The organism is Hydrogenophaga sp., assembly GCF_031426985.1.
In the GTDB taxonomy this organism is placed as follows: Bacteria; Pseudomonadota; Gammaproteobacteria; order Burkholderiales; family Burkholderiaceae_C; genus Hydrogenophaga.
This window is the reverse complement of record NZ_JASJOY010000095.1, coordinates 1-25,100: the sequence shown is the minus strand read 5'-3', so window position 1 is coordinate 25,100 and position 25,100 is coordinate 1. Positions and strand designations below refer to the sequence as shown.

The following is a 25,100-nucleotide window of genomic DNA, read 5'->3' as shown; positions in this document are numbered from 1 at the left end:
AGACTCCATGAACAAGCGCAACTTCATCGCGGGCGCCGCGCTCGCACTCGCCACCCTGGCCGCCGTTCCGGCCATGGCCCAGGAGGTCAAGGCCCGCATGGGCCACGTCTTCGCCGCCAACAGCACCATGGACCAGGCGGCACAGGAGTTCGCCAAGCTGGTGGGTGAGCGCACCCAGGGCCGGATCGGCATCACGGTCTTCCCGGCCAACCAGCTCGGCGGCGAGCAGGCACAGGCGCGCGAGCTGTCGCGAGGCTCGCTGGAACTGGCGCTGCTGAACCCCGGTTCACTCGCCGGCCTGAACCCGCTGCTCGACATCCACTACCTGCCCTACATCGCATCCGACTTCAAGCAGGTCGACGCGATCTTCTACAACCCCAAGGGCGTGCTGCAGACCACGCTGCGCGAGACGCTCAACAAGCAGAACATCGAGACCCTCGGCTTCTTCGAGCTGGAGTTCCGCGCCGTGACCAACTCCAGCCGCCCGGTCGAGAAACCGTCGGACCTGAAGGGCCTGAAGCTGCGGGTGCCCGGATCGGCCGCGATCAAGGGCTTCTTCGAGGAAGCCGGCACCCAGGTCGTCGTGATGCCGTTCCCGGAGCTGTTCACCGCGCTGCAGCAGAAGACCGTGGACGGCCAGGACAACGGCGCCAGCATCACCTACGAATCGCGCCTGTTCGAGACGCAGAAGCACATGACGCTGACCAACCACGTCTACGCGATGGGCACGGTGGCATCGAGCTCGAAGTTCTGGGCCAAGCTGTCCGCCGCCGACAAGAAGGTCCTGACCGACACGGCCGCCGAGGTGACCAAGAAGCAGATCCAGAAGAACCGCCAGCTCAACGCGGACTTCCTGAAGAAGATCGAGGCCGGCGGCATCAAGATCGTCCGCCCGTCGGCGCAGGCCATGGCCGAATTCGAGAAGGTGGGCCAGGGCGTGTGGGAAAAGCTGTCGGGCACCTACGGTGCTGATCGCATCGCTGCGCTGCGCCAAGAGGCCGCGGCCGCCCGCAAATAAGCGACGGAGGAGCCCATGTCAGCCAGCGCACGCGCCAGCACGTGGCTCTTCTCGGTGGAACGCCATGCGTTCCGCGTCGAGAAGTGGATCTGCATCGTCTCGCTCGTCGCCATGCTGGTGGGCATTTCCTTCAGCGTGGCGGTGCGGTACTTCAACCTCCATCTGCCAGACACCGGCGAGATCGCCATCTTCGCGATGGCGCCGCTCACCTTCGTGGGCGCGGCGATGTGCACCTACACCGGGACGCACATCGCCGTGGACATCATCGAGCAGGTCAAGAGCCCCTGGGTCCGCCGGATCGGCCGGGTGATCACGGCGCTGGCCATGATCGTCTTCGGCGCGGTGTATTTCTGGACGGCGCAGGAGTTCTTCCTGGCCGCGCTCGGTTCCGGCGAGCGGGGGCTCGACCTGGGAACGCCCATTGCGATTCCGGCATTTTTCTTTCCCCTGGGCATGGCGCTGGTGGTGCTGCACGCCGTCGCCGAGCTGATCCGTGCCGCGACCCATCAACCGCCGATCAGCGAGGAGCACAAATGATCATCGGCCCTGCTCTCATCCTCTTTCTTCTGCTGGGCGTGCCCGTCGGCGTGGCCTTCACCTTGCTGGTGATGGTCAACGCCGAACGGTGGAACATCGACTGGTCGGTGCTGCCCTCGATCACCTACGACACCATCACCGTCTTTCCCCTGCTGGCCATCCCGCTGTTCCTGCTGGGTGGGCAGCTGATGAGCCAGGGGGGGCTGATCCGCCAGCTCACCGCCGTGTGCGACCTGCTGATCGGGCGGCTGCAGGCGCACCTGGGCCATGTCATGGTGCTGGCCAGCGCCCTGATGGGGGCCATCACCGGCTCGTCGGTGGCGACCGTGGCGGCGATGGGCAGCACCGTGGGCAAGGAGATGATCGAACGTGGTTACTCGCCCGGCTACACGGCGGCGCTCAATGCGTCGGCCGGCCTGCTGGGTGTGCTCATCCCGCCTTCGATTCCGCTGATCCTCTACGGCTCGATCGTGGGCGTGTCCATCACGGAACTCTTCCTGTCGTCGCTCGGGCCGGGCATGGTCATGATCGTGGCCTTCATGATCGTGCACGCCTCGCTCGCGCGTCGGGTGCTGCCCGGCGGCAAAGAAAAGCCGGCGGCAGTGCCTTCCGGTGAAGCCAGGCCCGCCACCGATGCCGCGCCCGCCTCGCGCACCAGCGTGTTCGTCCGGGCGGTGCCTGCGCTCATGCTGCCGGTGCTGGTGCTGGGGGGCATCTACTCGGGCATCTTCACGCCCACCGAGGCGGCGGCGATCGCGGCGCTCTACGCGCTGCTGGTCACGCTCGTCAGCCGGGCTGTCGGCGTGCGCGACCTGGAGAAGATCTTCCTGAGCGCCGCCCTGTCCGGCGCGGCGATCCTGGTCATCATCGGCTTCACCAGCATCTTCAACCGTGCGATGGTGCTGGAGCAGGTGCCGCAATCGATCGCGATGTGGGCGGTCACCGTGACCGACAGCCCGATCGTCTTCCTGCTGGTGGTCAACGTCATCCTGCTGGTTGTCGGCATGTTCATGGAGACCAACGCGGCGACGCTGCTGATGGGGCCCTTGCTGGCGCCCACCGCGGCGAAGTACGGCATCGACCCGATCCACTTTGCGATCATCCTGGTGACCAACATCGAGCTCGGGCTGCTGACGCCGCCGCTGGCCGCGAACCTCTACGTGGCGGCGCGGACAAACCGGGTGCCGATCATCGACCTGTTGCGCAACCTCGGGTGGTTCCTGGTGGCGTGCCTGGTCGTGATGGTCTTGATCACCTACGTGCCACAGCTGGCACTTTGGTACCGTTTCTTTTGATCCCCGGGCCCCGTCCACCATTGGTGGCACGGGATGGGCCGGCCCCTCGGTTGGACCGGCCACCGGTCGCCGTGGAGCAGGTCCGGGCCGTCAGTGCCGCTCAGAACGCGAGCAGGTGAACGCTCGCCCGTGGCCGTTCACGACGGTCTGCTGCGTCAATCCCGATCCGGCGCCCCGAGCGGAAACAGGTGCCGGAACGGTCGGCCTCCGTCCACCGCGCGAACAACAGACGGCCTGCCCAGCAGGCGCGCGCGGTAGGCGCGCAGCACCGGGTACTGCTCGCCGATGCGGTGCGTCCAGTCGGCGTAGAACAGCGAGGGCGCCGCGGCGCAGTCGGCCAGGGTGAAGGCCTCGCCGCAGGCCCAGGTGTGGCCGGCCAGCCGCCCTTCGAGCCAGGCGTAGGCGCGTTCGAGTTTGTCTTCGGCCTGGGCCCGGCCGTCGGCGCGTTTGACCGGGTCGCCGGTCAGCGCGCCGTCCACCGCCAGCTGCATGGCGTTTATCACGTGCAGGTCGAAGAAGCGGTCCATGAAGCGCACGTCGAGTGCGGCCATGGGGTCGGCCGGCAGCAGGCGCAGCGGGCCGGGGTGGGCCAGCTGTAGGTATTCGATGATGACGCTGGTCTCCACCACCTGGCGCTCACCGTCCACCAGCAGCGGGAACTTGCGCAGCGGCCAGCGCCGCAGCCACTCGGCCACGTGCTGCGGCTGCTCGGGGCCGATGGTTCGGAACTCGAAGGGCGTGCCGTTTTCGGTCAGCGCGATCAGCACCTTCTGCGTGTACGACGAGAACGGGTGGCCGTAGAGCGCGAGCGGCATGGTGGGCTCCTCGAAAGCGGTGGTCAGTAGTGCGGCGGCAGTTCGTCGCGCAGGCTGCGAAAGCCGCCCGGCGCCTCGTCTTCGCGCTGGCGGCGCAGCTGGCCCACGTCGTGCAGCAGCCGGGTGATCTGGTCCTGCTGCTGGGCGACCAGGGTGTTGAGGGTGTCGAGCAGGTCTTCGGCGTAGCTGAGCTGGATTTCCAGCCGCGTGAGGCGTTCGTCGGTGTCCTGGGCGGGGGTGGAGGTGTTCATGGTGGGCTTCAGGTGCTGATGGTGTTGGCAGGCGGCAATTTGAGCAAGGCCCCGTAGGTGTCGGCCAGAAAACTTTCGGCGCGTTCGAGCATGAAGTAGCGGAAGGCCTCGGCCGCGGGCGAGAGCAGTTTGGACAGGGTGTGCACCAGGTTCCAGGCGCGCAACACGGGCGCGCCTTCGACGTCGAGCGTGGCGATCAGCTGGTGTTCGAGTTCCAGGCCGATGGTGTGCAGCGACAGGAAGCTGATGCCCATGCCGGCCATCACGGCCTGCTTGATGGTTTCGTTGCTGGTCATTTCCATGACCACGCGCGGCTCCATGTGCGATTTTTCCAGGAATTTCTCCATCGCCGCGCGCGTGCCCGACCCCGGCTCGCGCAGGATGAAGCCGTAGGGCCGCAGCGATTCCACCGTGGGGTGGCCGATCTTGAGCAGGGGGTGGTCGGTCGCGGCGACGAACACGTGCGGGTGGGCGGCAAAAGGTTCGGCGCGGGTGGCCAGCTCTTTGGGCGGGCGGCCCATGACGGCGATGTCCACCTCGTTGTTGTGCAGCATCTTGACCAGCTGTTCGCGGTTGCCCACGGCCAGGCGCAGTTCCACCCCGGTGTGTTCGCGCTGGAATTCGGCCAGCAGGCGCGGGAGGAAGTACTTGGCCGTGCTGACCATGCCGATGGTCAGCTGCCCGGCCTCCACCTGTTTGAGGCGCGCGGCGGCGTCTTCGGCGTCTTTCAGGGTGGCCAGCACCTTGCGCGCATAGACCAGCATGTATTCGCCCGCGGTGGTCAGGGCGACCTGGCGGCCGGTGCGCTCGAACAGCGGCAGGCCCACATGCCCTTCCAGTTCCTTGACCTGCATGGTCACGGCCGGTGGCGTGAGGTGCAGCACCTCGGCCGCGCGGGCAAAGCTGAGGTGCCGGGCGACCTCGGTGAAAACCCTGAGTTGGCGGAAGGTGGCGTTCTTCATTCAGCTATTGCTTAACGGAAGTCGAAGAAAACGTGAATTTACCTTACTTAAGTGCGTGCCTATAGTCCGCTCATCGCCCTGTCCCTGGGGTGTTTACCACCCCCTTCTGATCGCGGACCTCCCCATGCTCAGCGCCCTGATTTTTGATGTCGATGGCACCCTGGCGGACACGGAAAGCGTGCACCTCGAAGCCTTCAACCACGCCTTCCGGCAGGAGGGGCTGGACTGGCACTGGGACCTGCCGCTCTACACCCGGCTGCTGGAGATTTCGGGTGGCCAGGAGCGCATGCTGCACCACTGGCGCACGGTGGACCCGGACATGAAAGAGGTGGACGCGGGCGCACGGAACGACACCATCCGCCGGCTGCACGAGATCAAGACCGCGCACTACGAAAACGCGGTCAACAACGGTGCGGTGCACCTGCGCCCCGGCGTGCTGGCGCTCATGAGCGATGCGCGGCGCGCGGGCCTGCAGCTGGCCATTGCCACCACCACCTCGCCGGTCAACATCGCGGCGCTGCTGCGTTCGGCCATCGGGCCGGACTGGCGCAGCCACTTCCTGGCCATTGGCGATGCGAGCAACGCGCCGGTCAAGAAGCCCCATCCGCAGGTCTACATGAAGGTGCTGGCCGATCTGGGCCTGCGCGCGGCGGACTGTGTGGCGTTTGAAGATTCGGCCAACGGTCTGCGCGCCGCCCGCGCGGCGGGGCTGGACACCGTGATCACGCCCAACGGCTTCACCGCCCACCACGACTTCAGCGGCGCGCTGCGCGTGCTGCCCGACCTCGGCGGCGTCACCGTGGCGCGGCTCAAGGAATGGCACAACCGCTAGTTCCCGTTTCCCCCATCACTCCCCAGACACCCCCCAGGCACCCCATGACCATCCGCATCGCCCCGTCCATCCTGTCCGCCGACTTCGCCCGCCTGGGCGACGAGGTGCGGGCCATCGAGGCCGCCGGCGCCGACCTGGTGCACTTCGACGTGATGGACAACCACTACGTGCCCAACCTCACCATCGGCCCGCTGGTGTGCGAGGCGATCCGCCCGCACGTGAAGATCGGCATTGATGTGCACCTGATGGTCGAGCCGGTGGACGCGCTGATTCCCCTGTTCGCCAAGGCCGGCGCCAACCTCATCAGCTTCCACCCCGAAGCCAGCCGCCACGTGGACCGCACGCTGCAGCTCATCCGCGACCACGGCTGCAAGGCCGGCCTGGTGTTCAACCCGGCCACGCCGCTGACGCTGATGGACCACGTCATGGACAAGCTCGACCTGGTGCTGCTCATGAGCGTGAACCCGGGCTTTGGCGGCCAGAAATTCATCCCGTCCACGCTGGACAAGCTGCGCGACGCGCGCCGCCGCATCGACACCTGGACCGCCGCGCACGGCGGCGAGATCTGGCTCGAAGTGGACGGCGGCGTGAAGGTGGACAACATCGCCGAGATCGTGGCCGCCGGTGCCGACACCCTGGTGGCCGGCAGCGCCGTGTTCGGCGCGCCCGACAACGACGGTGGCTACCGCAACGTGATGAAGCAGCTGCGCTCGAACGCCGCCCACGCCTGAATACCCAACCTCTGAAAGCCTTGCCATGACCACGCGCCGCCGCTTCACCCTCACGCAATACCTGATCGAACAACGCCGCCGCTTTCCCGGCGCCAGCGGCGACTTCAACGCCCTGCTGCTGGACGTGGCGCTGGCCTGCAAGGCCATCGCGCGCACGGTGGCCTTTGGCGAGCTGGGCAGTGTGCTGGGCAACCCCACCCAGGACGTCGCCACCAGCGTGAACGTGCAGGGCGAACAGCAGAAAAAGCTCGACGTCATCAGCAACGAGTACTTCACCCAGATGACCGAATGGGGCGGCCACCAGGCGGGCATGGCGTCCGAAGAGATGGACCACCCCTACCAGATCCCGGCCAACATGCAACGCGGCAAGTACATGCTGGTGTTCGACCCGCTCGATGGATCGAGCAACATCGACGTGAACGTGACGGTGGGCAGCATCTTCAGCGTGCTGCGCGCGCCGCAGGACGTGATCGACAGCGGCCGCGACGTGGTCGAGGCCGACTTCCTGCAGCCCGGCACGCAGCAGTTGGCCGCGGGCTATGCGCTCTACGGCCCCACCACCATGCTGGTGCTCACGGTGGGCAACGGCGTGGCCTGCTTCACGCTGGACCCGAACCTGGGCCAGTTCATGCTCACGCACCCGAATATGCAGATCCCCGAAGACACGCACGAGTTCGCCATCAACGCGTCGAACGCACGTTTCTGGGAAGCGCCGGTCAAGCGCTACGTGGACGAATGCCTGGCCGGCAAGACCGGCCCGCGCGGCAAGGACTTCAACATGCGCTGGATCGCCAGCATGGTGGCCGAGGCGCACCGCATCCTCATGCGCGGCGGCGTCTTCATGTACCCGCGCGACACCAAGGACGCCAGCAAGCCCGGCCGCCTGCGCCTGCTGTACGAAGCCAACCCGGTGGGCATGCTCATCGAGCAGGCCGGTGGCCGCGCCAGCACCGGCCGTGAAGCCATGCTCACCGTTCGGCCCACCGCGCTGCACCAGCGCATCGGCCTGGTGTTCGGCAGCAAGAACGAGGTCGAGCGCATCGAGCGTTACCACCGCGAACCGGGGGCCTACAAGGACGACGCGAACCCTCTCTTTGCAGAGCGAAGTCTTTTCCGAGATTGAGCACTCTCATGGCCCGCTTCACCCGTCCCTCTCTTCACCATTAACCCACCATCTTCCCCTGCAGTGCCTTCGTCGAGAACGCCGCCGGGCCGGCTTTGCCGGACGGCAGGTGTTGCCCCCTGGGGGGTGACGCCGAAGGCGGCGCGGGGGGTAAGGAATCCACATGTCTGAACGCCATCCCATCATCGCCATCACCGGTTCGTCGGGCGCGGGCACCTCGACGGTGACCCGCACCTTCCAGAACATCTTCCGCCGCGAGAACGTGACGGCCGCCATCATCGAAGGCGACAGCTACCACCGCTACGACCGCAAGGAAATGAAGCTCAAGGCGGCCGAGGCCGAGAAGGCCGGCAACAACAACTTCAGCCACTTCGGCGCCGACGCCAACCTGTTCGGCGAGATCGAAAGCCTGTTCAAAACCTACAGCGAAACCGGCCAGGGCAAGAGCCGCAAGTACCTGCACAACGCCGACGAAGCGGCGCCCTACAAGCAGGACCCCGGCACCTTCACGCCCTGGGAGGACCTGCCCCGGGACACCGACATGCTGTTCTACGAAGGCCTGCACGGCGCCGTGGTGACCGACTCGGTCAACGTCGCGCAGTACCCGGACCTGCTGGTCGGCGTGGTGCCCGTCATCAACCTGGAATGGATCCAGAAGCTCTGGCGCGACAAGAACATGCGCGGCTACAGCGCCGAGGCGGTGACCGACACCATCCTGCGCCGCATGCCCGACTACGTGAACTACATCACCCCGCAGTTCCAGCACACGCACGTGAACTTCCAGCGCGTGCCGATCGTGGACACGTCCAACCCCTTCGTGGCGCGCGACGTGCCCACCGCCGACGAGAGCATGGTGGTGATCCGTTTTGCCAAGCCCAAGGGCATCGACTTCCAGTACCTGCTCAGCATGATCAACGGTTCCATGATGAGCCGCGCCAACACCATCGTGGTGCCCGGCGGCAAGATGGAACTGGCCATGCAGCTGATCTTCACCCCGTTCATCTGGCGGATGGTGGAACGCAAAAAACGCGTGATGAATTGACGCCCCCCGCGCCGCACCTGCGGTGCGTCACCCCCCACTGGGGGGCAACACCTGCGGCCCGGCAAAGCCGGTTCCGCGGTGTTCTCGAACCAGACACTTCTCTTCGACCAGGACGCTGTATGCAGAACCCTTCGCCCGAACTCGCCCGCTCGATGGCCAACGCCATCCGCATGCTCGCTGTCGATGCCGTGGAAAAGGCCAAGTCGGGTCACCCCGGCGCGCCCATGGGCATGGCCGACATCGCCGAGGTGCTGTGGAACCGCCACCTCAAGCACAACCCGGCCAACCCGCACTGGCCCGACCGCGACCGCTTCGTGCTGTCCAACGGCCACGGCTCGATGCTGATCTACGCGCTGCTGCATCTGACCGGCTACGACCTGCCGATGGGCGAGCTTCAGCGCTTCCGCCAGCTGCACAGCAAGACCGCCGGCCACCCCGAGGTCGGCGTCACCCCCGGCGTGGAAACCACCACCGGCCCGCTGGGCCAGGGCATCAGCAACGCGGTGGGCATGGCGCTGGCCGAGAAGCTGCTGGCGCAGGAATTCAACCGCGAAGACGAAGACGCCACGCACCACATCGTCGACCACCACACCTACGCCTTCCTGGGCGACGGTTGCCTGATGGAAGGCATCAGCCACGAGGCCTGCGCGCTGGCCGGCACGCTGCGCCTGTCCAAGCTGGTCGCGTTCTACGACGACAACGGCATCTCCATCGACGGCCACGTCGAAGGCTGGTTCACCGACGACACACCCAAGCGCTTCGAGGCCTACGGCTGGCACGTGATCCCCGAGGTGGACGGCCACAACCCGGCCGCCATCGAGGCCGCGCTGGTGGCCGCGAAGCAGCAGGGCGCCCGCGCCGACGGCAAGCCCACGCTGATCTGCTGCAAGACCGTGATCGGCATGGGCTCGCCCAACAAGGCCGGCACGCACGACGTGCACGGCGCCGCGCTGGGCGCGGCCGAAGTGGCCGCCACCCGCGAAGAGCTGGGCTGGACCGCCGCGCCGTTCGAGATCCCGGCCGAAGTGGCCGCCGCCTGGAACGCGCTGGACCGCGGCGCCGCGGCCGAACAGGCGTGGCAGCAGCGCTTTGACGCCTACCGCGCGCAGTACCCGCTGGAAGCGGCCGAGTTTGAGCGCCGCATGGCCGGCGACCTGCTGCCCGCGTTCGCAGAAAAGCTGCCGGAGGTGCTGGAAGCCATCGCCGCCAAGGCCGATGCGTTCGCCACCCGCAAGTCCAGCCAGAACGCGCTGGATGTGCTGGCGCCGCTGGTGCCCGAGTTCTTCGGTGGCAGCGCCGACCTCACCGGTTCCAACCTCACCAACTTCAAGGGCTGCGTGAAGGCCGGCCGTGACGCCTGGGGCAACCACCTGAGCTACGGCGTGCGCGAGTTCGGCATGGCCGCGATCATGAACGGCATCGCCCTGCACGGCGGCTACATCCCCTACGGCGGCACCTTCCTCACGTTCAGCGACTACAGCCGCAACGCCATCCGCATGGCGGCGCTGATGAAGCAGCGCGTGATCCACGTCTTCACCCACGACTCCATTGGCCTGGGCGAAGACGGCCCCACGCACCAGAGCGTGGAGCACGTGCCCAGCCTGCGCATCATCCCCGGCCTGGACGTGTGGCGCCCAGCCGATGGCCTGGAAACCGCCGTGGCCTGGACCTGCGCCATCGAGCGCCGCGACGGACCGAGCGCGCTGTGCCTCTCGCGCCAGAACCTGCCGCGCCTGAGCGACGCATCCATGGTCGAGAAGATCCGCAAGGGGGCTTACGTGCTGGCCGAGGGCGCGAACCCCAAGGCTGTGATCCTGTCCACGGGTTCCGAGACCTCGCTGGCCATGGAGGCCCACGCCGCCCTGGCGGCCGAAGGCATCAGCACCCGCGTCGTGTCCATGCCCAGCAGCAATGTGTTTGACCGCCAGAGCGCCGCCTACCAGGACAACGTGCTGCCGCTGGCCCTGCCCACCGTGGCGGTGGAAGCCGCGCACCCGGATTTCTGGCGCAAGTACGTCGGCCGCACCGGTGCGGTGGTGGGCATCGCCACGTTCGGTGAATCGGCCCCGGCCAAGGACCTGTACGCGCACTTCGGCATCACGGCCGAGCGCGTGGCCGCCGCGGTGAAGGCCGTGCTGGTGTGAAACATCCCCCGTTCGGGCTGAGCTTGTCGAAGCCCTCACCACAACGCAGCCTTGAGCCCTTCGACGGGTTCAGGGCGAACGGAAAGCGCTGATATGCCACGACCCTTTGACCTGATCCTGTTCGACCTCGACGGCACGCTGATCGAAACCGCGCCGGAAATCGCCGACGCGGTGAACGACACACTCACCGCCTTGGGTCATCCCGCGGTATCGCAGCAAGAGGTGAACGACTGGATCGGCCACGGCACGCGTGAGCTGCTGATCCAAGCCCTGGCCAAGCTGCTCAACACCACCACGCAACAGGTGCGCGAGGCCGAGGCCTTTGCGGCCATCGAAGCCGAGTTCGGCCTGCACTACCAGCGGCGTTGTGGCACGCGCAGCCACCTCTACCCCCACGTGCGCGAAACGCTGCAGGCGCTGCGCGCCGCAGGTGTGACGCTGGTGCTGATGACCAACAAGGAGGGGCGCTACACGCAGACGGTGCTCGACGTGCACGGCCTCACGCCCCTGTTTCACCGCGTGATCAGCGGCGACACGCTGCCGGTGAAGAAGCCCGATCCGGCCGGCGTGCACGACTGCCTGCAGCGCTTCGGCGTGGCGCGCGAGCGCGCGCTGTTCGTGGGCGACTCGTCCATCGACGTGGCGACCGCGCGCAACGCGGGCGTCACCGTCTGGGCGCTGCCCTATGGCTACAACATGGGTGAGCCGATCGAGGCCTGTGGGCCCGACCGCGTGATCCCCGACCTTTCGGCGTTGACCACCCAGCTGCCGGTCCGCGCTGCCGCGGCTGGTGCCTGAACGCCTTTTCTATTGCCCTTTCTTTTCATCTCCGGAGACGTTCACATGACCATCAGGATTGGTATCAACGGGTTCGGCCGCATTGGCCGCATGGTGTTCCGCGCCGTCGCGCAGGAAGCCGAGTTCCAGGACATCGAGGTGGTCGCCATCAACGACCTGCTCGAACCCGAGTACCTGGCCTACATGCTGCAGCACGACAGCGTGCACGGCCGTTTCAAAGGCTCGGTGAGTGTCGAAGGCGGCCACCTCGTCGTCAACGGCAAGCAGATTCGCCTGACCGCCGAAAAGGACCCGTCGAACCTGAAATGGGGTGATGTGGGCGTGGACGTGGTGGTCGAGTCCACCGGCTTCTTCCTCACCCAGGACACCTGCCAGAAACACATCGACGCCGGCGCCAAAAAGGTCGTGCAGTCGGCCCCGTCCAAGGACGACACGCCCATGTTCGTGTTCGGCGTGAACCACGCGAAGTACGGCGGTGAAGCCATCGTGTCGGCCGCTTCGTGCACCACCAACTGCCTGGCCCCGGTGGCCAAGGTGCTGAACGACCGTTTCGGCATCAAGCGCGGCCTGATGACCACGGTGCACGCGGCGACCGCCACGCAGAAGACCGTGGACGGCCCGTCCAGCAAGGACTGGCGCGGCGGCCGCGGCATCCTGGAAAACATCATTCCCTCGTCCACCGGCGCCGCCAAGGCCGTGGGCGTGGTGCTGCCCGAACTGAACAAGAAGCTCACCGGCATGGCCTTCCGCGTGCCGACCTCCGACGTGTCGGTGGTGGACCTGACGGTCGAGCTGAACACCGAGGCCAGCTACGACGACATCTGCCAGGCCATGAAGGCCGCATCGGAAGGTGCGCTCAAGGGCGTGCTGGGCTACACCACCGACAAGGTGGTCTCGACCGACTTCCGCGGCTGCTCCATGCCGTCGATCTTCGACGCCGACGCGGGCCTCTCGCTGGACAGCAGCTTCGTCAAGGTCGTGTCCTGGTACGACAACGAGTACGGCTACACCTGCAACATGATGCGTTTCGTGCAGCACGTCGGCGGTAACTGAACCAGGAGACTCAAATGAAATTCCTCCGATTCAGCGACGTGTGCGCCAGCGGCTTTTCCCGCGGCAAACGCGTCTTCATCCGCGCCGACCTGAACGTGCCGCAGAACGATGCGGGCGAGATCACCGAGGACACGCGCATCCGCGCCAGCATCCCGGCCATCCAGATGGCGCTGGACGCCGGTGCCGCCGTGATGGTGACCAGCCACCTGGGTCGCCCCACCGAAGGCGCGTTCAAACCCGAAGACTCCCTGGCCCCCGTGGCCGCGCGCATGGGCGAACTCATGGGCCGCAGCATCCCCGTGGTCGCCAACTGGGTCGATGGCGATTTCGCCGTCGCCCCTGGTGAACTGGTCATGCTGGAGAACTGCCGCCTGAACGTGGGCGAGAAAAAGAACAAGCCCGAGCTGGCCGCCAAGCTGGGCCAGCTGTGCGACATCTTCGTGCACGACGCTTTCGGCACCGCGCACCGCGCCGAAGGCAGCACCTACGGCATCGCCGAGACCGCGCCCATCGCCTGCGCCGGCCCGCTGCTGGCGGCCGAGATGGACGCCATCAGCAAGGCCCTGGCCAACCCGAAGCGCCCGCTGGTCGCCATCGTCGCCGGCTCCAAGGTCAGCACCAAGCTCACCATCCTGCAGGCCCTGGCCAAGAACGTGGACGGCCTGATCGTCGGCGGTGGCATCGCCAACACCTTCATGCTCGCCGCGGGCCTGAAGATCGGCAAGAGCCTGGCCGAACCCGACCTGCTGGGCGAAGCCACGGCGGTGATCGCGGCCATGAAAGCGCGCGGCGCCGAGGTGCCGATCCCCGAAGACGTGGTCTGCGCCAAGGCCTTCAGCCCGGACGCCGAAGCGACGGTGAAAGCCGCCACCGACGTGGCCGACGACGACCTGATCCTGGACATCGGCCCCAAGACGGCCGCGAAGCTGGCCGCGCAGTTGAAGCAGGCCGGCACCATCGTCTGGAACGGCCCGGTGGGCGTGTTCGAGTTCGCGGCCTTCGAGAACGGCACCAAGGTCATCGCGCAGGCGATTGCCGAGAGCAGCGCCTTCAGCATCGCCGGCGGTGGCGACACGTTGGCGGCGATCGCCAAGTACGGCATCGAGAAGCAGGTGGGCTACATCTCCACCGGTGGCGGCGCCTTCCTCGAAGTGCTGGAAGGCAAGACGCTGCCGGCGTTTGAGGTGCTGGCGCGCCGCGCTGAATAAGCCCCCCCGCGCCGCCTGCGGCGTCACCCCCCAGGGGGCGATGCCTGCGGGCCGGGAAACCCGGACCCGCGGCATCCTGGCCCGTCACACCTTCCCAACGTTCAACCTCATCAAGGAAACACCATGGCCCTGATTTCCCTTCGCCAGCTGCTCGACCACGCGGCCGAACACCACTACGGCCTGCCGGCCTTCAACGTCAACAACATGGAGCAGGTGCAGGCCATCATGCAGGCCGCGGCCGCGGTGGACAGTCCGGTGATCCTGCAAGGCTCGGCCGGGGCGCGTTCCTACGCGGGCGAGCCCTTTCTGCGCCACCTGATCGCGGCGGCGGTCGAGATGTACCCGCACATCCCCGTCTGCATGCACCAGGACCACGGCGCCACACCCGCCATCTGCGCGCGCTCCATCCAGTCGGGCTTCAGTTCGGTGATGATGGACGGCAGCCTGCTGGCCGACGGCAAGACGCCGGCGAGCTACGAATACAACGTGGCCACGACCAAGCAGGTGGTGGATCTGGCCCACGCCTGCGGCGTGTCGGTCGAAGGCGAACTGGGCTGCCTGGGCTCGCTGGAAACCGGCAAGGCCGGCGAGGAAGACGGCCACGGTGCCGAGGGCGAGCTGGACCACTCCATGCTGCTGACCGACCCCGACGAGGCGGCCGACTTCGTGCGCAAGACCCAGGTGGACGCGCTGGCCATCGCCATCGGCACCAGCCACGGCGCCTACAAGTTCAGCAGCAAGCCCAGCGGCAAGGTGCTGCGCATCGACCGCGTGAAAGAAATCCACCAGCGCATCCCCAACGTGCACCTGGTGATGCACGGCTCCAGCAGCGTGCCCGAGGACTGGCTGGCCATCATCAACCAGTACGGCGGCGACATGGGCCAGACCTACGGCGTGCCGGTGGACGAGATCGTCGAAGGCATCCGCAACGGCGTGCGCAAGGTCAACATCGACACCGACCTGCGCATGGCCAGCACCGGTGCCATCCGCAAGCACCTGGCCGAAGACCGCAAGAACTTCGATCCGCGCAAGTTTTACAAGGAAGCGACCAAGGCGATGCAGGCGATCTGCGCGGCGCGCTACGAGGCCTTTGGCTCGGCCGGCATGGCCTCGAAGATCACGCAGGTGCACAGCCTCGAAGCCATGCAGAAGCGTTACGACAAGGGCGAGCTCGCGGCCCAGGTGGCCTGAGCCGCCTGCACGCGCAGAGCTGCCCGCGGGACATGGGGCTGCGCAGCGCGTGCGTTAGATTGCGGGAATGAACCGCAACCTCCACGCCGACCCGTCCGTCATCGATTCGCGCCAGGCCGCCTGGCGGCTGCTGGTGGCCCTGGGCCTGGTGGTGCTCGGCAACAGCAGCATGTACGTGGTGTCGGTGGTGCTGCCCACGGTGCAGACCGAGTTCGGCATCGACCGCGCCAGCGCGTCGCTGCCCTACACCTTCATGATGGTGTGTCTGGGGATCGGCGGCATCTGGACCGGCCGCATGGCCGACCGCCATGGCCTGATGAAGGTGCTCTGGGTCGGTGCCTTGGCGGTGGCGGGTGGCTTCATCTGGGCCGCGCAGTCCGGCAGCATCTGGACCTTCGGCCTGGCCCATGGCCTGCTGGGTCTGCTCGGTGGCGCCTCGACCTTTGCGCCGTTGCTGGCCGACACCTCGTTGTGGTGGAACCGCCGCCGTGGCATCGCGGTGGCGATCTGCGCCAGCGGCAACTACGTCGCCGGTGCGCTCTGGCCGCCGCTGGTGCAGCACGGCATCGAAACCATCGGCTGGCGCACCACCTACACGGTCATGGGCGTGGTCTGCGGTCTGGGCATGCTCGCGCTCTCGGGTCTGATGCGTCAGCGCCCGCCGCAGGCGCCGCCCGTGCCCGTGAGCGCCGCCGGCACCGCACCGGTCGCAGACCACAGCCGCCCCTTCGGCCTCTCGCCCACGCAGGCCCAGTGGCTGCTGTGCGTGGCGGGGGTGGGCTGCTGCGTGGCGATGTCGATGCCGCAGGTGCACATCGTGGCCTACTGCACCGACCTCGGTTATGGCGCCGCACGCGGCGCCGAGATGCTGTCGCTGATGCTGGCCAGCGGCATCGTCAGCCGCCTGGTGTCCGGCTTCATCTGCGACCGCATCGGCGGCATCCGGACCCTGCTGCTGGGCTCGGCGCTGCAGGGCGTGGCGCTGCTGCTGTTCGTGCCGTTCGACGGCATGGTGCCGCTGTACGTGGTGTCGGCGATGTTCGGCCTGTTCCAGGGCGGCATCGTGCCGTCCTACGCCATCATCATCCGCGAGCACTTCCCCCTGCAGGAGGTGGGCGCCCGAGTCGGCGCGGTGATCATGGCCACGCTGATCGGCATGGCGCTGGGCGGCTGGCTCTCGGGCTGGATCTTCGACAGGACCGGCAGCTACGACGCCGCCTTCCTCAACGGCATCGCCTGGAACCTGCTGAACCTGGCGATTGCCAGTTGGCTGTACCGTCGTCTGCGCTCAAGCAAACGCTAACTATCCGCGGGACAGCCGGCGCGACGTGTCTTGTTCCAGGATGCGGTGGAACCGGCTCCGCCGGGCCACACGCATCGCCCCCCCGGGGGGTGACGCCGCAGGCGGCGCGGGGGGTACCTTATTTACCGCTGACGTACTCCGCCACCGCCGCCATCTCCAGCTCCGTCATCTTCTCCGCCACCACGTGCATCACCGCGTTGTCGTTGGTGCGCTCGCGCTTGTTGAACGACTTGAGCTGGGTGTGGATGTAGCCCGCGAACTGGCCCGCCAGACGCGGCAGGTTGGCCGCCCCCTGGGCCGTGGTGCCGTGGCAGCTCACGCAGGCCGGCACGCCGCTGAACTTGTTGCCGTTGTGGAAGATGTACTGCCCCATGGCCGCCAGCTGCGGTTCTTTGGGTTCCTCGCGCGGGAGGGACATCTTCTCGTAGTACCGGCCCAGCGCCACCATCTCGTCGGGCGTGAGCTTGCCCACCATCTCGGACATGGCCGTGCTCTTGCGGGCGCCGCTCTTGAAGGCCCCCAGCTGCTTGGCGATGTACTCGGCGTGCTGACCCGCCAGGCGCGGAAAGATCTCGCTGGTGGATTCACCGTTCGTGCCGTGGCACAGGAAGCAGGAACCCCCGACGATCTTCTTGGCACGCGCCTCGTCGGCCTGGGCGAAGACGCTCGTCGAGACAAAGAGCGCCACGGCCAACGCGAAGGTCGTGCGGGTGGTGTTCGGGGTAAAGGGACGAGCGTTCATGTCCGGACAGGATGAAGGGGTCGATGCATGCCGCCAGCGGCAGCCGCGGAACCGGCTTCGCCGGGCCGCTGGCTGCGCCCCCCTTCAAGGGGGGTGACGCCGCAGGCGGCGCGGGAGGTCAAGCCAATGTATCGGCCCAGATGTTCCGCGCCCACGCGTGGGCGTAGCGGCCTTCCAGTTCGCTGGCGGCCACCGACACGCCACCGGCGCCCGGCACCGGCAGCATGGTCTTCTTCTCGGCGTCGTAACGGTGCACGCTGGCCACGTGCACCACGTCTTCGTCGGTCACGAAGCTGTAGCAGGTGTTGGCGTAGATCGGCATCGACAGCGGCGGTTTGCCCTGCAGCAGGGCCACCACGGCGGCGGCGCAGGTCTTGCCGTGCTGGTTGGCCATGTGGCCGGACTTGGGCATGCCCGGCGCGATCTGGATCGCGTCGCCGATCACGTGGACGTTCTTCGCGGCCTTGGATTCGAAGGTCAGGAAGTCCACTTCGCACCAGCGCTGGTTGGCCGTGGCCAGACCCGACTTCACGGCCAGATCACCGGCGCGCATGCTGGGCACCACGTTGGCCACCGTGGCCTTGAAGTCGTCGTTGAACTCGAACTTCAGGGTGTTGGTGGCGGCGTCCACGTCGGTCACCTTGTGCTTGGGCCGGTAATCGATCATGCCGTCGTAGTGGTCTTTCCAGGCCTTCATGAACAGGCCCTTCTTGGACTGGATGTCGTCGTTGGCGTCGAAGATCACGACCTTGCTCTTGGGCTTGGCCTTCTTGAAGTAGTTGGCGACCATGCAGGCGCGCTCGTAGGGGCCGGGCGGGCAGCGGTACGGTGCGAGCGGGATCGAGAGCGCGTACACGCCACCATCGGGCATGGCTTCGAGCTGCTTGCGCAGGGCGACGGTCTGGGCGCCGGCCTTCCAGGCGTGCAGCACCTTGTCCTTGGCGCCGTCCTTGGCCATGCCGGGCAGCGTTTCCCACATGAAGTCCACGCCGGGCGAGACGATCAGGCGGTCGTAGGGCAGTGCGCCACCGCTGGCGAGCTGGACCACGCGCTTGTCGACGTCGATGCGGGTGACCATGTCCTTGACCACCTTCACGCCGTGGCGCGTTTGCAGGTTGGTGTAAGGCGTGGTCAGGTCGGCGATGGTCTTGCTGCCCTGGAGCACGAGGTTGGAGATGGGGCAGGAGACGAATGCGGCGTTGGGCTCAACCAGCGTCACGTCGATGCCCTGGTCGGAGAACAGGCGCACGTATTTGGCGGCGGTGGCGCCACCGTAGCCCCCACCGACCACGACCACTTTGGCACCGCTGCCGCCGGCGGCGCAGCCACCGAGCAGACCCAGGCCAGCGGCGGCCGAACCGGCGCCCAGCGTTTGAACGAATTGACGGCGTTGCATCATGGTGCGGGCTCCTTATTTCTTGAGGGCGGCGAAGTAGGCGGCCAGCTGCTGCAGCTGCTCGTCGGTGTAGCCCTTGGAGAGCTGGTGCATGAGCGTCGCGGGCTTCTTGCCGCTCTTGAAGTCCAGCAGCTTTTGCAGCAGTTCGTCCTTGTCCTTGCCGGCCAGGGACTCCATGCCTTGTTCGGCCTTGCCCATAGTGCCGTGGCAGTTGGCGCAGGCCGCCGCCCACGCCCGCACCTGGCTCACCTCGGCCTGGGCCGCGCATGTGGCGGCGCACAGGACGCCGGCCGCCAGCCATTGGAATGTTCGGGTCATCGTCGCTCCAGAAGAAGGGTTACAGGTCGCGGGAAAGAGGACTCTAAACGGGGGCGGAAGTGACATCTCGGATGACGTCTCTGATGTGCATCCATAGTTCCGCATATTTAGATGTGTTTGATCGTAACGGCTGAGTCCTGGTGGATCGGGGCGTGAAAACCCTAGCGGCCAGGGCCGCGCATGGACGCCCGCCACCCGGCCTGGCGCGGCGCTGGCGCAGGCGCGCGAACCCGCACGGGATGCCACGGTTCGCTGCGCTGGCAGGGGCTTGCAGGTGGACGGTGGACGGTGCGCTTCGAGGAGGGGCGTTCAGGCCCTTCCGTCAGAAAACAGTGGGGATCCGGGTTTACACTAATCTTTATATAGGCAATCAATCATATAGTTGATTGATCCTAATCAAATGTTCGCGGAGACCCGTCCAGTGGATGACATGCATGAGGTGTTTGAGTCCGTGGCGCGCTACTTCAGCGTGCTCGGCGAACCGACGCGCCTGCGCATCCTGCACGCCCTGTGCCAAGAGGAGCAGTGCGTGAACGAGATCATCCGCGTCACCGGTCTGGCCCAGGCCAACGCCTCGCGCCACCTGGGCCTGATGTACCAGGCGGGCATGCTCGCGCGCCGCCGCGAGGGCACCCAGATTTTTTACCGGGTGGCCGACCCGGTGTACGTCGAGTTGTGCCGCACCGTGTCGGCCCAGGTGATGGGGCGCGCCGGGCGTGTGCCGGATGCCCGGGACGGTTTCGACGTGCCATCTGCCAGCCCCATCCCTCTTCAAGGCCTCGCCGAGGCCACGACCCCACGCCATCCCCCCGCCAACCAGAAGGAAGAAGCAAGTGTCTAAAGACCTGAGCGACGTGATTGGGCGCGTCCTGCCCGCGCCCGAAAATTTCCTGAGCCCCGAAAAGCTCGAACAAGCCCGCAAGGCGCGCCGCAGTTTCATGGGCAAGGCCCTGGCCATGGGGGCCGGTGTGGCCGCCACGGCGGGTGCGGCCACGCGTGCCATGGCGGCGGGTGCCGAGGGGGAAGATGCCATCCTCAAGCTGCCCGAACACAGCACGGGTCTGGGCCAGCCGGTGGCCATGGACCCGGGCTACGGCCAGCCCAGCAAGTGGGAAGCCAACCTGCGCCGCCGCCAGAGCCCGGGCCTGACCCGGGTGGACCAGGCCTCGGTGAGCTTCACGCCGCTGCAGGGCCTGTTCGGCATCATCACGCCCAGCGGCCTGCACTTCGAGCGCCACCACCAGGGCTGGTGGGATATCGATCCCTCCAAGCACCGCCTGATGATCAACGGCCTGGTCAAGCGCCAGCGCGTCTTCACCATGGACGACCTGATGCGCCTGCCCAGCGTCTCGCGCATCCACTTCATCGAGTGCGGCGCCAACACCGCGACCGAATGGGGCAACGTGGCCGTGCCCACCGTGCAGTACACGCATGGCATGGTCAGCTGTTCCGAATTCACCGGCGTGCTGCTGTCCACCCTGCTGGAGATGTGCGGCATCGACAAGAAGGCTGCCAAGTACGTGCTGGCCGAAGGCGCTGACGGTTCGTCGATGACTCGCACCATCGACATCGAGCGCGCGATGGACGACTGCATCGTGGCCTGGGCCATGAACGGCGAGATGTTGCGCCCCGAGAACGGTTACCCGCTGCGCCTGGTGGTGCCGGGCGTGCAGGGCGTGAGCTGGGTCAAGTACCTGCGCCGCATCGAAGTGGGCGACCAGAAGTACGCCACCAAGGACGAGGCGGTGCACTACATCGACCACATGCCCGATGGCACGCACCGCCAGTACACCGGCATCCAGGAGTGCAAGTCGGTCATCACCACGCCCTCGGCCGGCCAGACCCTGCTGGACAAGGGCTACTACAACGTGACCGGCCTGGCCTGGTCGGGCCGCGGCGCGATCAAGCGCGTGGACGTGAGCGTGGACGGTGGCCGCAACTGGCGCACCGCGCGCATCGAAGGCCCGGTGCTGCCCAAGGCCCTGACCCGTTTCAACATCGACTGGGTCTGGGACGGCAAGCCCGCCATCCTGCAAGCCCGCGCCGTCGACAGCACCGGTTATGTGCAGCCCAAGATCAACCAGCTGCGTGCCGTGCGCGGCACCCAGTCTGTCTATCACCAGAACGCCATCCAGAGCTGGCTGGTGTCTGAAAACGGTGAAGTCTCCAACGTGCAGGTGTACTGATGAAATCCTTGTTCAAACTCTCGACCCGAGTCGCCCTGGTGGCGGCCGCACTCGCCGCGTTCACGCTGGGCACGGCCCAGGCCCAGAGCGCGCCCTGGCAGAACATGGGCCGCGACGCTACCGCTGCGGAAGTGAAGGCCTGGGATATCGATGTGCGGCCGGACTTCAAGGGCCTGCCGGCCGGCGCGGGCAGCGTGTCCCTCGGCGAGTCGGTGTGGGAAAACCGTTGCGCTTCGTGCCACGGCTCCTTCGGTGAGTCCAACGAGGTGTTCACGCCCATCATCGGCGGCACCACCAAGGACGACATCAAAACCGGCCGCGTCAAGGGGCTGGAAGCAGGCAAGAGCATCTCGCCGCAGAAGACGACCATTATGAAGGTGGCCACCGTCTCCACGCTGTGGGACTACATCAACCGCGCCATGCCCTGGAACAACCCCAAGACGCTCAAGCCCGATGAGGTCTACGGTGTGGTGGCCTACCTGCTGAGCCTGGCCGAAGTGGTGCCCGCCGACTTCACGCTGAGCAACCAGAACATCGCCGAGGTGCAGCAGCGCATGCCCAACCGCAACGGCATGGTGTTCCATGAGCCGCTGTGGAAGGCCAGCGGCAAGGGCGACGTGAAGAACGTGGCCTGCATGAAGAACTGCGAGATCGACCCGAAGGTGCATTCCTTCCTGCCCGACTTTGCCCGCGACGCGCACGGCAACATCCAGCAGCAGAACCGCGTGATCGGTCCGGTGCGTGGTGCCGACACCACCAAGCCGGCCCCCACGGCACTGATGGGTTCTGCCGCGGCGGCCACCGTGGCGCCCGCCGCGCCGGCCGCGGCCAAGGGCTCCAACGTCAGCGGCCTGCTGGCGGCCAACGCCTGCACGGCCTGCCACGGCGTGAAGAACAAGATCGTCGGTCCGGCCTTCACCGAGATCGCGGCCAAGCACAAGGGCAGGGCCGATCTGGAGGCCTACCTGGCCGGCAAGATCAAGTCCGGTGGTTCGGGGGTGTACGGCGCCGTGCCCATGCCCGCACAGCCGCAGCTCAGCGACGCCGATGCCAAGACCATTGCCGGCTGGATCGCCGCCGGCCCCAGGTGAGTCACAGGCCCGGGCGGTGTGTGCCGAACCCTGGATCTGCGCAAACCTCCAAATATGCGCAATTGCTCGTTAACCCCATTCGCTTTTCAACAAGGAGACCCTACGCTATGCCCATGAAGTTCAAACACGTCGTGCTGGCCGCTTCGGCTGTGCTCGTCGCCTCGGGTGCCAGCGCCATGGACGCTGCGGCGGCCAAGGCCCTGGCGTCCAAGAGCGCCTGCCTGGCTTGCCACGCCGCCGACAAAAAGCTGGTCGGTCCGGCTTATAAAGAGGTGGCGGCCAAGCACCAGGGGCAGGGCGATGCCGTGGCCAAGGTGTCGGCCCGCATCAAGTCGGGTGGTTCGGGTCTCTACGGTCCCGTGCCGATGCCGCCGCAGCCGAATCTGAAAGACGACGAGCTCAAACTGCTCGCCCAATGGGTGCTGGCCGGCGCACCGGACAAGTAAACTCCCCCCTGTATCTTTTTCACTAGGAGATTTGATATGACAACCACCCGTCGCGACGCCATCAAGACCACCGGCGCTTTCGCCACCCTGGTCTCCCTGGGCATCATCACCCAGGCCCAGGCCAACGCCGCCGTTTCACACGACAGCTTCGCCGTCAAGAGCCTGGAAGACGCGCTCAAGGCCATCGGCGGTCAAGCCGCCTCCAACGACCAGGTCAGCGTCGTGTCCCCCGACATCGCCGAGAACGGCGCCGTGGTGCCCGTGGGCGCCACCAGCAAGCTGCCCAACACCACCGAGATGTACCTGATCGTGGAAAAGAACCCGACCCCGCTGTCGTGTGCGTTCACGATCCCCGCTGGCACCGACGCCGACGTGCAGACCCGCCTGAAGATGGGCCAGAGCACGAACGTGATCGCCGTGGTCCGGGCCGACGGCAAGCTGTTCTCGGCCAGCAAAGAAACCAAAGTGACGCTGGGTGGCTGCGGCGGCTGATCGCCCCTCCGACCCTCGATCCCTGAACCGTTATCACTGAATTTTTAGGAGTCCAACATGGCTGATCCGATGCGCATCCGTGCCGCCCTCGCCGGCGATACCACCACCGTTCGCGTGCTCATGTCCCACCCCATGGAACCCGGTACCCGCAAAGACGCGTCCGGTGCCCTGATCCCCGCCCACTTCATCCGGGACGTGGAAGCCACCCACAATGGCAAGTCCGTTCTCAAGGCCATGTTCAGCGGCTCGGTGTCGCAGAACCCCTTCCTGTCCTTCAAGTTCAAGGGCGCGGCCAAGGGGGACAAAGTCTCGGTGAAGTGGAGCGACAACAAGGGCGACTCCCGCACCGACGAAGCCACCATCGCCTGACCCAGGCCTGGTGCAACACGGCCAGCCACGCAAGTCGCTGGCCGTTTTTGGTTCTTTTCACCAACGATAAGGAGACCCCCAGATGAAACACTCCGTGGCCACCCGCCATGTGCTCTTGGCGACCGCACTGTCGGCCGGCGCGGGCTTTGCCAGCGCGCAGGGCAATGCAACGCTGGACGGCATCGCGAAGTACCGTGAAATGCTGCAAGACGGCAACCCGGCCGAACTCTTCGAGATGAAGGGTGAAGAGCTGTGGAAGCAAAAGCGCGGCCCCAAGAACGCCACGATGGAGCAGTGTGATCTGGGCAAGGGACCTGGCGTGCTCAAAGGCGCCTTCACCGAACTGCCCCGTTTCTTCAAGGACACCGGCAAGGTCCAGGACCTGGAAATGCGCCTGATCACCTGCATGGACACCCTGCAGGGCTTCAAGGCCGAGGACGTGGTGAAAGCCCCGTTCGGCAAGGGCGAGAAGGCCAATGTGGTGGCCATGGCGACCTACGTGGCGACCCAGTCCAAGGGCATGCGCTTCAACCTGCCGCAGGCGGCCGCGCAGGAAAAGGCCATGTACGAGGTGGGCAAGCGCCTGTTCTTCCAGCGCGGCGGTCCGCACGACTTTGCCTGCGCGTCCTGCCACGGTGTTGACGGGGGGCGCATCCGCCTGCAAGACCTGCCCAACCTGACGAAGAACCCCGGTGACGGCATCGGCTTCGCGGCCTGGCCGGCCTACCGCGTCTCCAACTCGCAGATGTGGTCCATGCAGCACCGCCTGAACGACTGCTACCGCCAGCAGCGCTTCCCCGAGCCCAAGTTCGGCAGCGATGCCACCATCGCGCTGGGCGTCTACATGGGTGTGAACGCCAAGGGTGCCGAGTCCATCGTGCCCGCCATCAAGCGCTGATCAGCAGGAGACCACAACATGAACAAAACCTTTGCCATCGCCCTGATGCCCCTGGCCGCTGTCGCACTGAGCGCTTGCACCACCGGTGCGGGGGGCTCCGACTACGACAAGATGCACGCCGATGTCGTGGCCACGTCGTTCCAGGCCAAAGGCATCGTCACGCTGGACAACCTCAAGCAGGACGAAGCCAACCGCCTGTGCAGCGCAGCCGATGTGGCGGGCCAGCCGCTGGACGAGAAGACCGCCAAGGCCATCGAGGCCACCGAGATCAAGACCATCAAGTGGCCAGCGGACGGCAAGTTTCTGGGGGACTGGAAAGTTGGCGAAAAAATCGCCCAGAGCGGCCGCGGCCTGACCTGGAGCGACAAGGCCGACACGGTGAACGGCGGCAATTGCTACAACTGCCACCAGATCACCAAGGAAGAAATCTCCTTCGGCAACCTGGGTCCGAGCCTCTACAACTACGGCAAGAACCGTGGCGTGACCGACCCGAACAGCCCGCAGGCCAAGGCCGTCGTCGAGTACACCTGGGGCAAGCTGTGGAACTCGCGTGCCTTCAACGCCTGCTCGCAAATGCCGCGCGCGGGCCACAAGGGCATCCTGTCCGAACAGAACGTCAAGGACGTGATGGCCCTGTTGCTGGACCCGCAGTCGCCCGTCAACCGGTGAACGGGGCCGTGCATGCAGGCCGTCAGACCTGCATGCACCTGCCGACCCGTTGCCGTCGCAGCAGGTCGGTCGCCCTTAAAAAATTTCGCACAAATATCAGCGATCAATTGAAAAGGAATATTTATGAGCTTCAGCCGTCGTGAATTCATGCAGGTGCTGGCCGTGGCGAGCGCGGGTGGCATGGCCCTGG

At 66.4% G+C, this 25,100-nt stretch carries 27 protein-coding genes; 21 read left to right on the top strand and 6 right to left on the bottom strand.

Annotated elements, in window-relative coordinates:
* Window positions 1-7: 7 nt before the first annotated feature.
* Genes RMP09_RS12145 through RMP09_RS12135 form a run of 3 tightly spaced genes read left to right on the top strand, consistent with a single transcriptional unit; the run spans window position 8 to window position 2,850 of the window.
* On the top strand, window positions 8-1,018 hold the full coding sequence (locus RMP09_RS12145; protein WP_310566228.1) for a TRAP transporter substrate-binding protein: 1,011 nt from the start codon (window positions 8-10) through the stop codon (window positions 1,016-1,018).
* A gap of 15 nt (window positions 1,019-1,033) precedes the next feature.
* Window positions 1,034-1,555, top strand: coding sequence for a TRAP transporter small permease (locus RMP09_RS12140; RefSeq protein ID WP_310566227.1), 522 nt, complete (start codon window positions 1,034-1,036; stop codon window positions 1,553-1,555).
* Window positions 1,552-2,850 carry a TRAP transporter large permease gene (locus tag RMP09_RS12135; protein WP_310566226.1) on the top strand — a complete coding sequence of 433 codons (1,299 nt, stop codon included), beginning with the start codon at window positions 1,552-1,554 and terminating at the stop codon, window positions 2,848-2,850. The genes RMP09_RS12140 and RMP09_RS12135 overlap by 4 nt, the downstream gene beginning before the upstream one ends.
* 155 nt (window positions 2,851-3,005) lie before the next feature.
* Here the strand turns inward: RMP09_RS12135 and RMP09_RS12130 are convergent, their stop codons facing one another.
* Genes RMP09_RS12130 through RMP09_RS12120 form a run of 3 tightly spaced genes read right to left on the bottom strand, consistent with a single transcriptional unit; the run spans window position 3,006 to window position 4,878 of the window.
* Window positions 3,006-3,665, bottom strand: coding sequence for a glutathione S-transferase family protein (locus RMP09_RS12130; protein ID WP_310566225.1), 660 nt, complete (start codon window positions 3,663-3,665; stop codon window positions 3,006-3,008).
* Between the two features lie 23 nt (window positions 3,666-3,688).
* Window positions 3,689-3,916 (bottom strand): SlyX family protein, encoded by a 228-nt coding sequence (locus RMP09_RS12125; RefSeq protein ID WP_310566224.1) that lies wholly within the window; start codon window positions 3,914-3,916, stop codon window positions 3,689-3,691.
* 8 nt (window positions 3,917-3,924) lie between these two features.
* Window positions 3,925-4,878: a LysR substrate-binding domain-containing protein gene (locus tag RMP09_RS12120; protein WP_310566223.1), complete on the bottom strand. Its 954-nt coding sequence runs from the start codon at window positions 4,876-4,878 to the stop codon at window positions 3,925-3,927.
* A gap of 124 nt (window positions 4,879-5,002) precedes the next feature.
* On the opposite strand from RMP09_RS12120, the gene RMP09_RS12115 reads away from it, so the two are divergent.
* The 10 genes from RMP09_RS12115 to RMP09_RS12070 all read left to right on the top strand — a co-directional run bounded on the left by RMP09_RS12115 (window position 5,003) and on the right by RMP09_RS12070 (window position 16,303).
* Window positions 5,003-5,710 (top strand): HAD-IA family hydrolase, encoded by a 708-nt coding sequence (locus RMP09_RS12115; RefSeq protein WP_310566222.1) that lies wholly within the window; start codon window positions 5,003-5,005, stop codon window positions 5,708-5,710.
* A gap of 44 nt (window positions 5,711-5,754) precedes the next feature.
* Window positions 5,755-6,441, top strand: a complete 687-nt coding sequence (gene rpe / locus RMP09_RS12110; protein WP_310566221.1) for a ribulose-phosphate 3-epimerase — start codon at window positions 5,755-5,757, stop codon at window positions 6,439-6,441.
* A 25-nt stretch (window positions 6,442-6,466) separates the two neighbouring features.
* On the top strand, window positions 6,467-7,564 hold the full coding sequence (locus RMP09_RS12105) for a class 1 fructose-bisphosphatase (RefSeq protein WP_310566220.1): 1,098 nt from the start codon (window positions 6,467-6,469) through the stop codon (window positions 7,562-7,564).
* 163 nt (window positions 7,565-7,727) lie between these two features.
* Entirely contained in the window at window positions 7,728-8,606 is an 879-nt protein-coding gene (locus tag RMP09_RS12100) for a phosphoribulokinase (RefSeq protein ID WP_310566219.1), read from the top strand.
* A gap of 119 nt (window positions 8,607-8,725) precedes the next feature.
* Entirely contained in the window at window positions 8,726-10,750 is a 2,025-nt protein-coding gene (gene tkt / locus RMP09_RS12095) for a transketolase (protein WP_310566218.1), read from the top strand.
* 93 nt (window positions 10,751-10,843) lie between these two features.
* Complete coding sequence (gph, locus tag RMP09_RS12090) at window positions 10,844-11,548, top strand: phosphoglycolate phosphatase (protein ID WP_310566217.1); 705 nt, start codon at window positions 10,844-10,846, stop codon at window positions 11,546-11,548.
* Between the two features lie 45 nt (window positions 11,549-11,593).
* On the top strand, window positions 11,594-12,601 hold the full coding sequence (gene gap / locus RMP09_RS12085) for a type I glyceraldehyde-3-phosphate dehydrogenase (protein ID WP_310566216.1): 1,008 nt from the start codon (window positions 11,594-11,596) through the stop codon (window positions 12,599-12,601).
* 14 nt (window positions 12,602-12,615) lie between these two features.
* Window positions 12,616-13,809: a phosphoglycerate kinase gene (locus RMP09_RS12080; RefSeq protein WP_310566215.1), complete on the top strand. Its 1,194-nt coding sequence runs from the start codon at window positions 12,616-12,618 to the stop codon at window positions 13,807-13,809.
* 123 nt (window positions 13,810-13,932) lie between these two features.
* Window positions 13,933-15,000 (top strand): class II fructose-bisphosphate aldolase, encoded by a 1,068-nt coding sequence (fba, locus tag RMP09_RS12075; RefSeq protein ID WP_310566214.1) that lies wholly within the window; start codon window positions 13,933-13,935, stop codon window positions 14,998-15,000.
* 67 nt (window positions 15,001-15,067) lie between these two features.
* Window positions 15,068-16,303 (top strand): MFS transporter, encoded by a 1,236-nt coding sequence (locus RMP09_RS12070; RefSeq protein WP_310566213.1) that lies wholly within the window; start codon window positions 15,068-15,070, stop codon window positions 16,301-16,303.
* A 118-nt stretch (window positions 16,304-16,421) separates the two neighbouring features.
* Here the strand turns inward: RMP09_RS12070 and RMP09_RS12065 are convergent, their stop codons facing one another.
* From RMP09_RS12065 to RMP09_RS12055, 3 genes are all read right to left on the bottom strand, one after another.
* The gene (locus tag RMP09_RS12065) at window positions 16,422-17,045 is read right to left on the bottom strand and encodes a c-type cytochrome (RefSeq protein ID WP_310566212.1); all 624 of its coding nucleotides are present in this window, start codon (window positions 17,043-17,045) and stop codon (window positions 16,422-16,424) included.
* A 118-nt stretch (window positions 17,046-17,163) separates the two neighbouring features.
* On the bottom strand, window positions 17,164-18,441 hold the full coding sequence (locus RMP09_RS12060) for an NAD(P)/FAD-dependent oxidoreductase (RefSeq protein ID WP_310566257.1): 1,278 nt from the start codon (window positions 18,439-18,441) through the stop codon (window positions 17,164-17,166).
* Window positions 18,442-18,456: 15 nt separating this feature from the next.
* A complete protein-coding gene (locus RMP09_RS12055; RefSeq protein WP_310566211.1) occupies window positions 18,457-18,759 on the bottom strand; it encodes a c-type cytochrome in 303 nt (100 codons plus the stop codon).
* A 430-nt stretch (window positions 18,760-19,189) separates the two neighbouring features.
* Here RMP09_RS12055 and RMP09_RS12050 point away from each other — a divergent pair, with 430 nt between their 5' ends.
* The 8 genes from RMP09_RS12050 to soxX all read left to right on the top strand — a co-directional run bounded on the left by RMP09_RS12050 (window position 19,190) and on the right by soxX (window position 24,910).
* Window positions 19,190-19,600: a metalloregulator ArsR/SmtB family transcription factor gene (locus RMP09_RS12050; protein ID WP_310566210.1), complete on the top strand. Its 411-nt coding sequence runs from the start codon at window positions 19,190-19,192 to the stop codon at window positions 19,598-19,600.
* Complete coding sequence (soxC, locus tag RMP09_RS12045; RefSeq protein WP_310566209.1) at window positions 19,593-20,945, top strand: sulfite dehydrogenase; 1,353 nt, start codon at window positions 19,593-19,595, stop codon at window positions 20,943-20,945. Before RMP09_RS12050 ends, soxC begins: the two co-directional genes overlap by 8 nt.
* Window positions 20,945-22,036, top strand: coding sequence for a c-type cytochrome (locus RMP09_RS12040; RefSeq protein ID WP_310566208.1), 1,092 nt, complete (start codon window positions 20,945-20,947; stop codon window positions 22,034-22,036). The genes soxC and RMP09_RS12040 overlap by 1 nt, the downstream gene beginning before the upstream one ends.
* A gap of 113 nt (window positions 22,037-22,149) precedes the next feature.
* Window positions 22,150-22,482 carry a c-type cytochrome gene (locus RMP09_RS12035; protein WP_310566207.1) on the top strand — a complete coding sequence of 111 codons (333 nt, stop codon included), beginning with the start codon at window positions 22,150-22,152 and terminating at the stop codon, window positions 22,480-22,482.
* A gap of 36 nt (window positions 22,483-22,518) precedes the next feature.
* Entirely contained in the window at window positions 22,519-22,974 is a 456-nt protein-coding gene (gene soxY / locus RMP09_RS12030) for a thiosulfate oxidation carrier protein SoxY (protein ID WP_310566206.1), read from the top strand.
* 57 nt (window positions 22,975-23,031) lie between these two features.
* Window positions 23,032-23,343: a thiosulfate oxidation carrier complex protein SoxZ gene (gene soxZ / locus RMP09_RS12025; protein WP_310566205.1), complete on the top strand. Its 312-nt coding sequence runs from the start codon at window positions 23,032-23,034 to the stop codon at window positions 23,341-23,343.
* An 82-nt stretch (window positions 23,344-23,425) separates the two neighbouring features.
* On the top strand, window positions 23,426-24,241 hold the full coding sequence (gene soxA, locus RMP09_RS12020; RefSeq protein ID WP_409559720.1) for a sulfur oxidation c-type cytochrome SoxA: 816 nt from the start codon (window positions 23,426-23,428) through the stop codon (window positions 24,239-24,241).
* Window positions 24,242-24,259: 18 nt separating this feature from the next.
* Entirely contained in the window at window positions 24,260-24,910 is a 651-nt protein-coding gene (gene soxX / locus RMP09_RS12015) for a sulfur oxidation c-type cytochrome SoxX (protein ID WP_310566204.1), read from the top strand.
* Window positions 24,911-25,100: the final 190 nt, after the last annotated feature.

Bases quoted from the DNA above. Each gene is read 5' to 3' on its own strand.
- RMP09_RS12145 (WP_310566228.1), top strand. From the start codon at position 8: ATGAACAAGCGCAACTTCATCGCGGGCGCCGCGCTCGCACTCGCCACC.
- RMP09_RS12140 (WP_310566227.1), top strand. From the start codon at position 1,034: ATGTCAGCCAGCGCACGCGCCAGCACGTGGCTCTTCTCGGTGGAACGC.
- RMP09_RS12135 (WP_310566226.1), top strand. From the start codon at position 1,552: ATGATCATCGGCCCTGCTCTCATCCTCTTTCTTCTGCTGGGCGTGCCC.
- RMP09_RS12130 (WP_310566225.1), bottom strand. From the start codon at position 3,665: ATGCCGCTCGCGCTCTACGGCCACCCGTTCTCGTCGTACACGCAGAAG.
- RMP09_RS12125 (WP_310566224.1), bottom strand. From the start codon at position 3,916: ATGAACACCTCCACCCCCGCCCAGGACACCGACGAACGCCTCACGCGG.
- RMP09_RS12120 (WP_310566223.1), bottom strand. From the start codon at position 4,878: ATGAAGAACGCCACCTTCCGCCAACTCAGGGTTTTCACCGAGGTCGCC.
- RMP09_RS12115 (WP_310566222.1), top strand. From the start codon at position 5,003: ATGCTCAGCGCCCTGATTTTTGATGTCGATGGCACCCTGGCGGACACG.
- rpe (WP_310566221.1), top strand. From the start codon at position 5,755: ATGACCATCCGCATCGCCCCGTCCATCCTGTCCGCCGACTTCGCCCGC.
- RMP09_RS12105 (WP_310566220.1), top strand. From the start codon at position 6,467: ATGACCACGCGCCGCCGCTTCACCCTCACGCAATACCTGATCGAACAA.
- RMP09_RS12100 (WP_310566219.1), top strand. From the start codon at position 7,728: ATGTCTGAACGCCATCCCATCATCGCCATCACCGGTTCGTCGGGCGCG.
- tkt (WP_310566218.1), top strand. From the start codon at position 8,726: ATGCAGAACCCTTCGCCCGAACTCGCCCGCTCGATGGCCAACGCCATC.
- gph (WP_310566217.1), top strand. From the start codon at position 10,844: ATGCCACGACCCTTTGACCTGATCCTGTTCGACCTCGACGGCACGCTG.
- gap (WP_310566216.1), top strand. From the start codon at position 11,594: ATGACCATCAGGATTGGTATCAACGGGTTCGGCCGCATTGGCCGCATG.
- RMP09_RS12080 (WP_310566215.1), top strand. From the start codon at position 12,616: ATGAAATTCCTCCGATTCAGCGACGTGTGCGCCAGCGGCTTTTCCCGC.
- fba (WP_310566214.1), top strand. From the start codon at position 13,933: ATGGCCCTGATTTCCCTTCGCCAGCTGCTCGACCACGCGGCCGAACAC.
- RMP09_RS12070 (WP_310566213.1), top strand. From the start codon at position 15,068: ATGAACCGCAACCTCCACGCCGACCCGTCCGTCATCGATTCGCGCCAG.
- RMP09_RS12065 (WP_310566212.1), bottom strand. From the start codon at position 17,045: ATGAACGCTCGTCCCTTTACCCCGAACACCACCCGCACGACCTTCGCG.
- RMP09_RS12060 (WP_310566257.1), bottom strand. From the start codon at position 18,441: ATGCAACGCCGTCAATTCGTTCAAACGCTGGGCGCCGGTTCGGCCGCC.
- RMP09_RS12055 (WP_310566211.1), bottom strand. From the start codon at position 18,759: ATGACCCGAACATTCCAATGGCTGGCGGCCGGCGTCCTGTGCGCCGCC.
- RMP09_RS12050 (WP_310566210.1), top strand. From the start codon at position 19,190: ATGCATGAGGTGTTTGAGTCCGTGGCGCGCTACTTCAGCGTGCTCGGC.
- RMP09_RS12040 (WP_310566208.1), top strand. From the start codon at position 20,945: ATGAAATCCTTGTTCAAACTCTCGACCCGAGTCGCCCTGGTGGCGGCC.
- RMP09_RS12035 (WP_310566207.1), top strand. From the start codon at position 22,150: ATGAAGTTCAAACACGTCGTGCTGGCCGCTTCGGCTGTGCTCGTCGCC.
- soxY (WP_310566206.1), top strand. From the start codon at position 22,519: ATGACAACCACCCGTCGCGACGCCATCAAGACCACCGGCGCTTTCGCC.
- soxZ (WP_310566205.1), top strand. From the start codon at position 23,032: ATGGCTGATCCGATGCGCATCCGTGCCGCCCTCGCCGGCGATACCACC.
- soxA (WP_409559720.1), top strand. From the start codon at position 23,426: ATGAAACACTCCGTGGCCACCCGCCATGTGCTCTTGGCGACCGCACTG.
- soxX (WP_310566204.1), top strand. From the start codon at position 24,260: ATGAACAAAACCTTTGCCATCGCCCTGATGCCCCTGGCCGCTGTCGCA.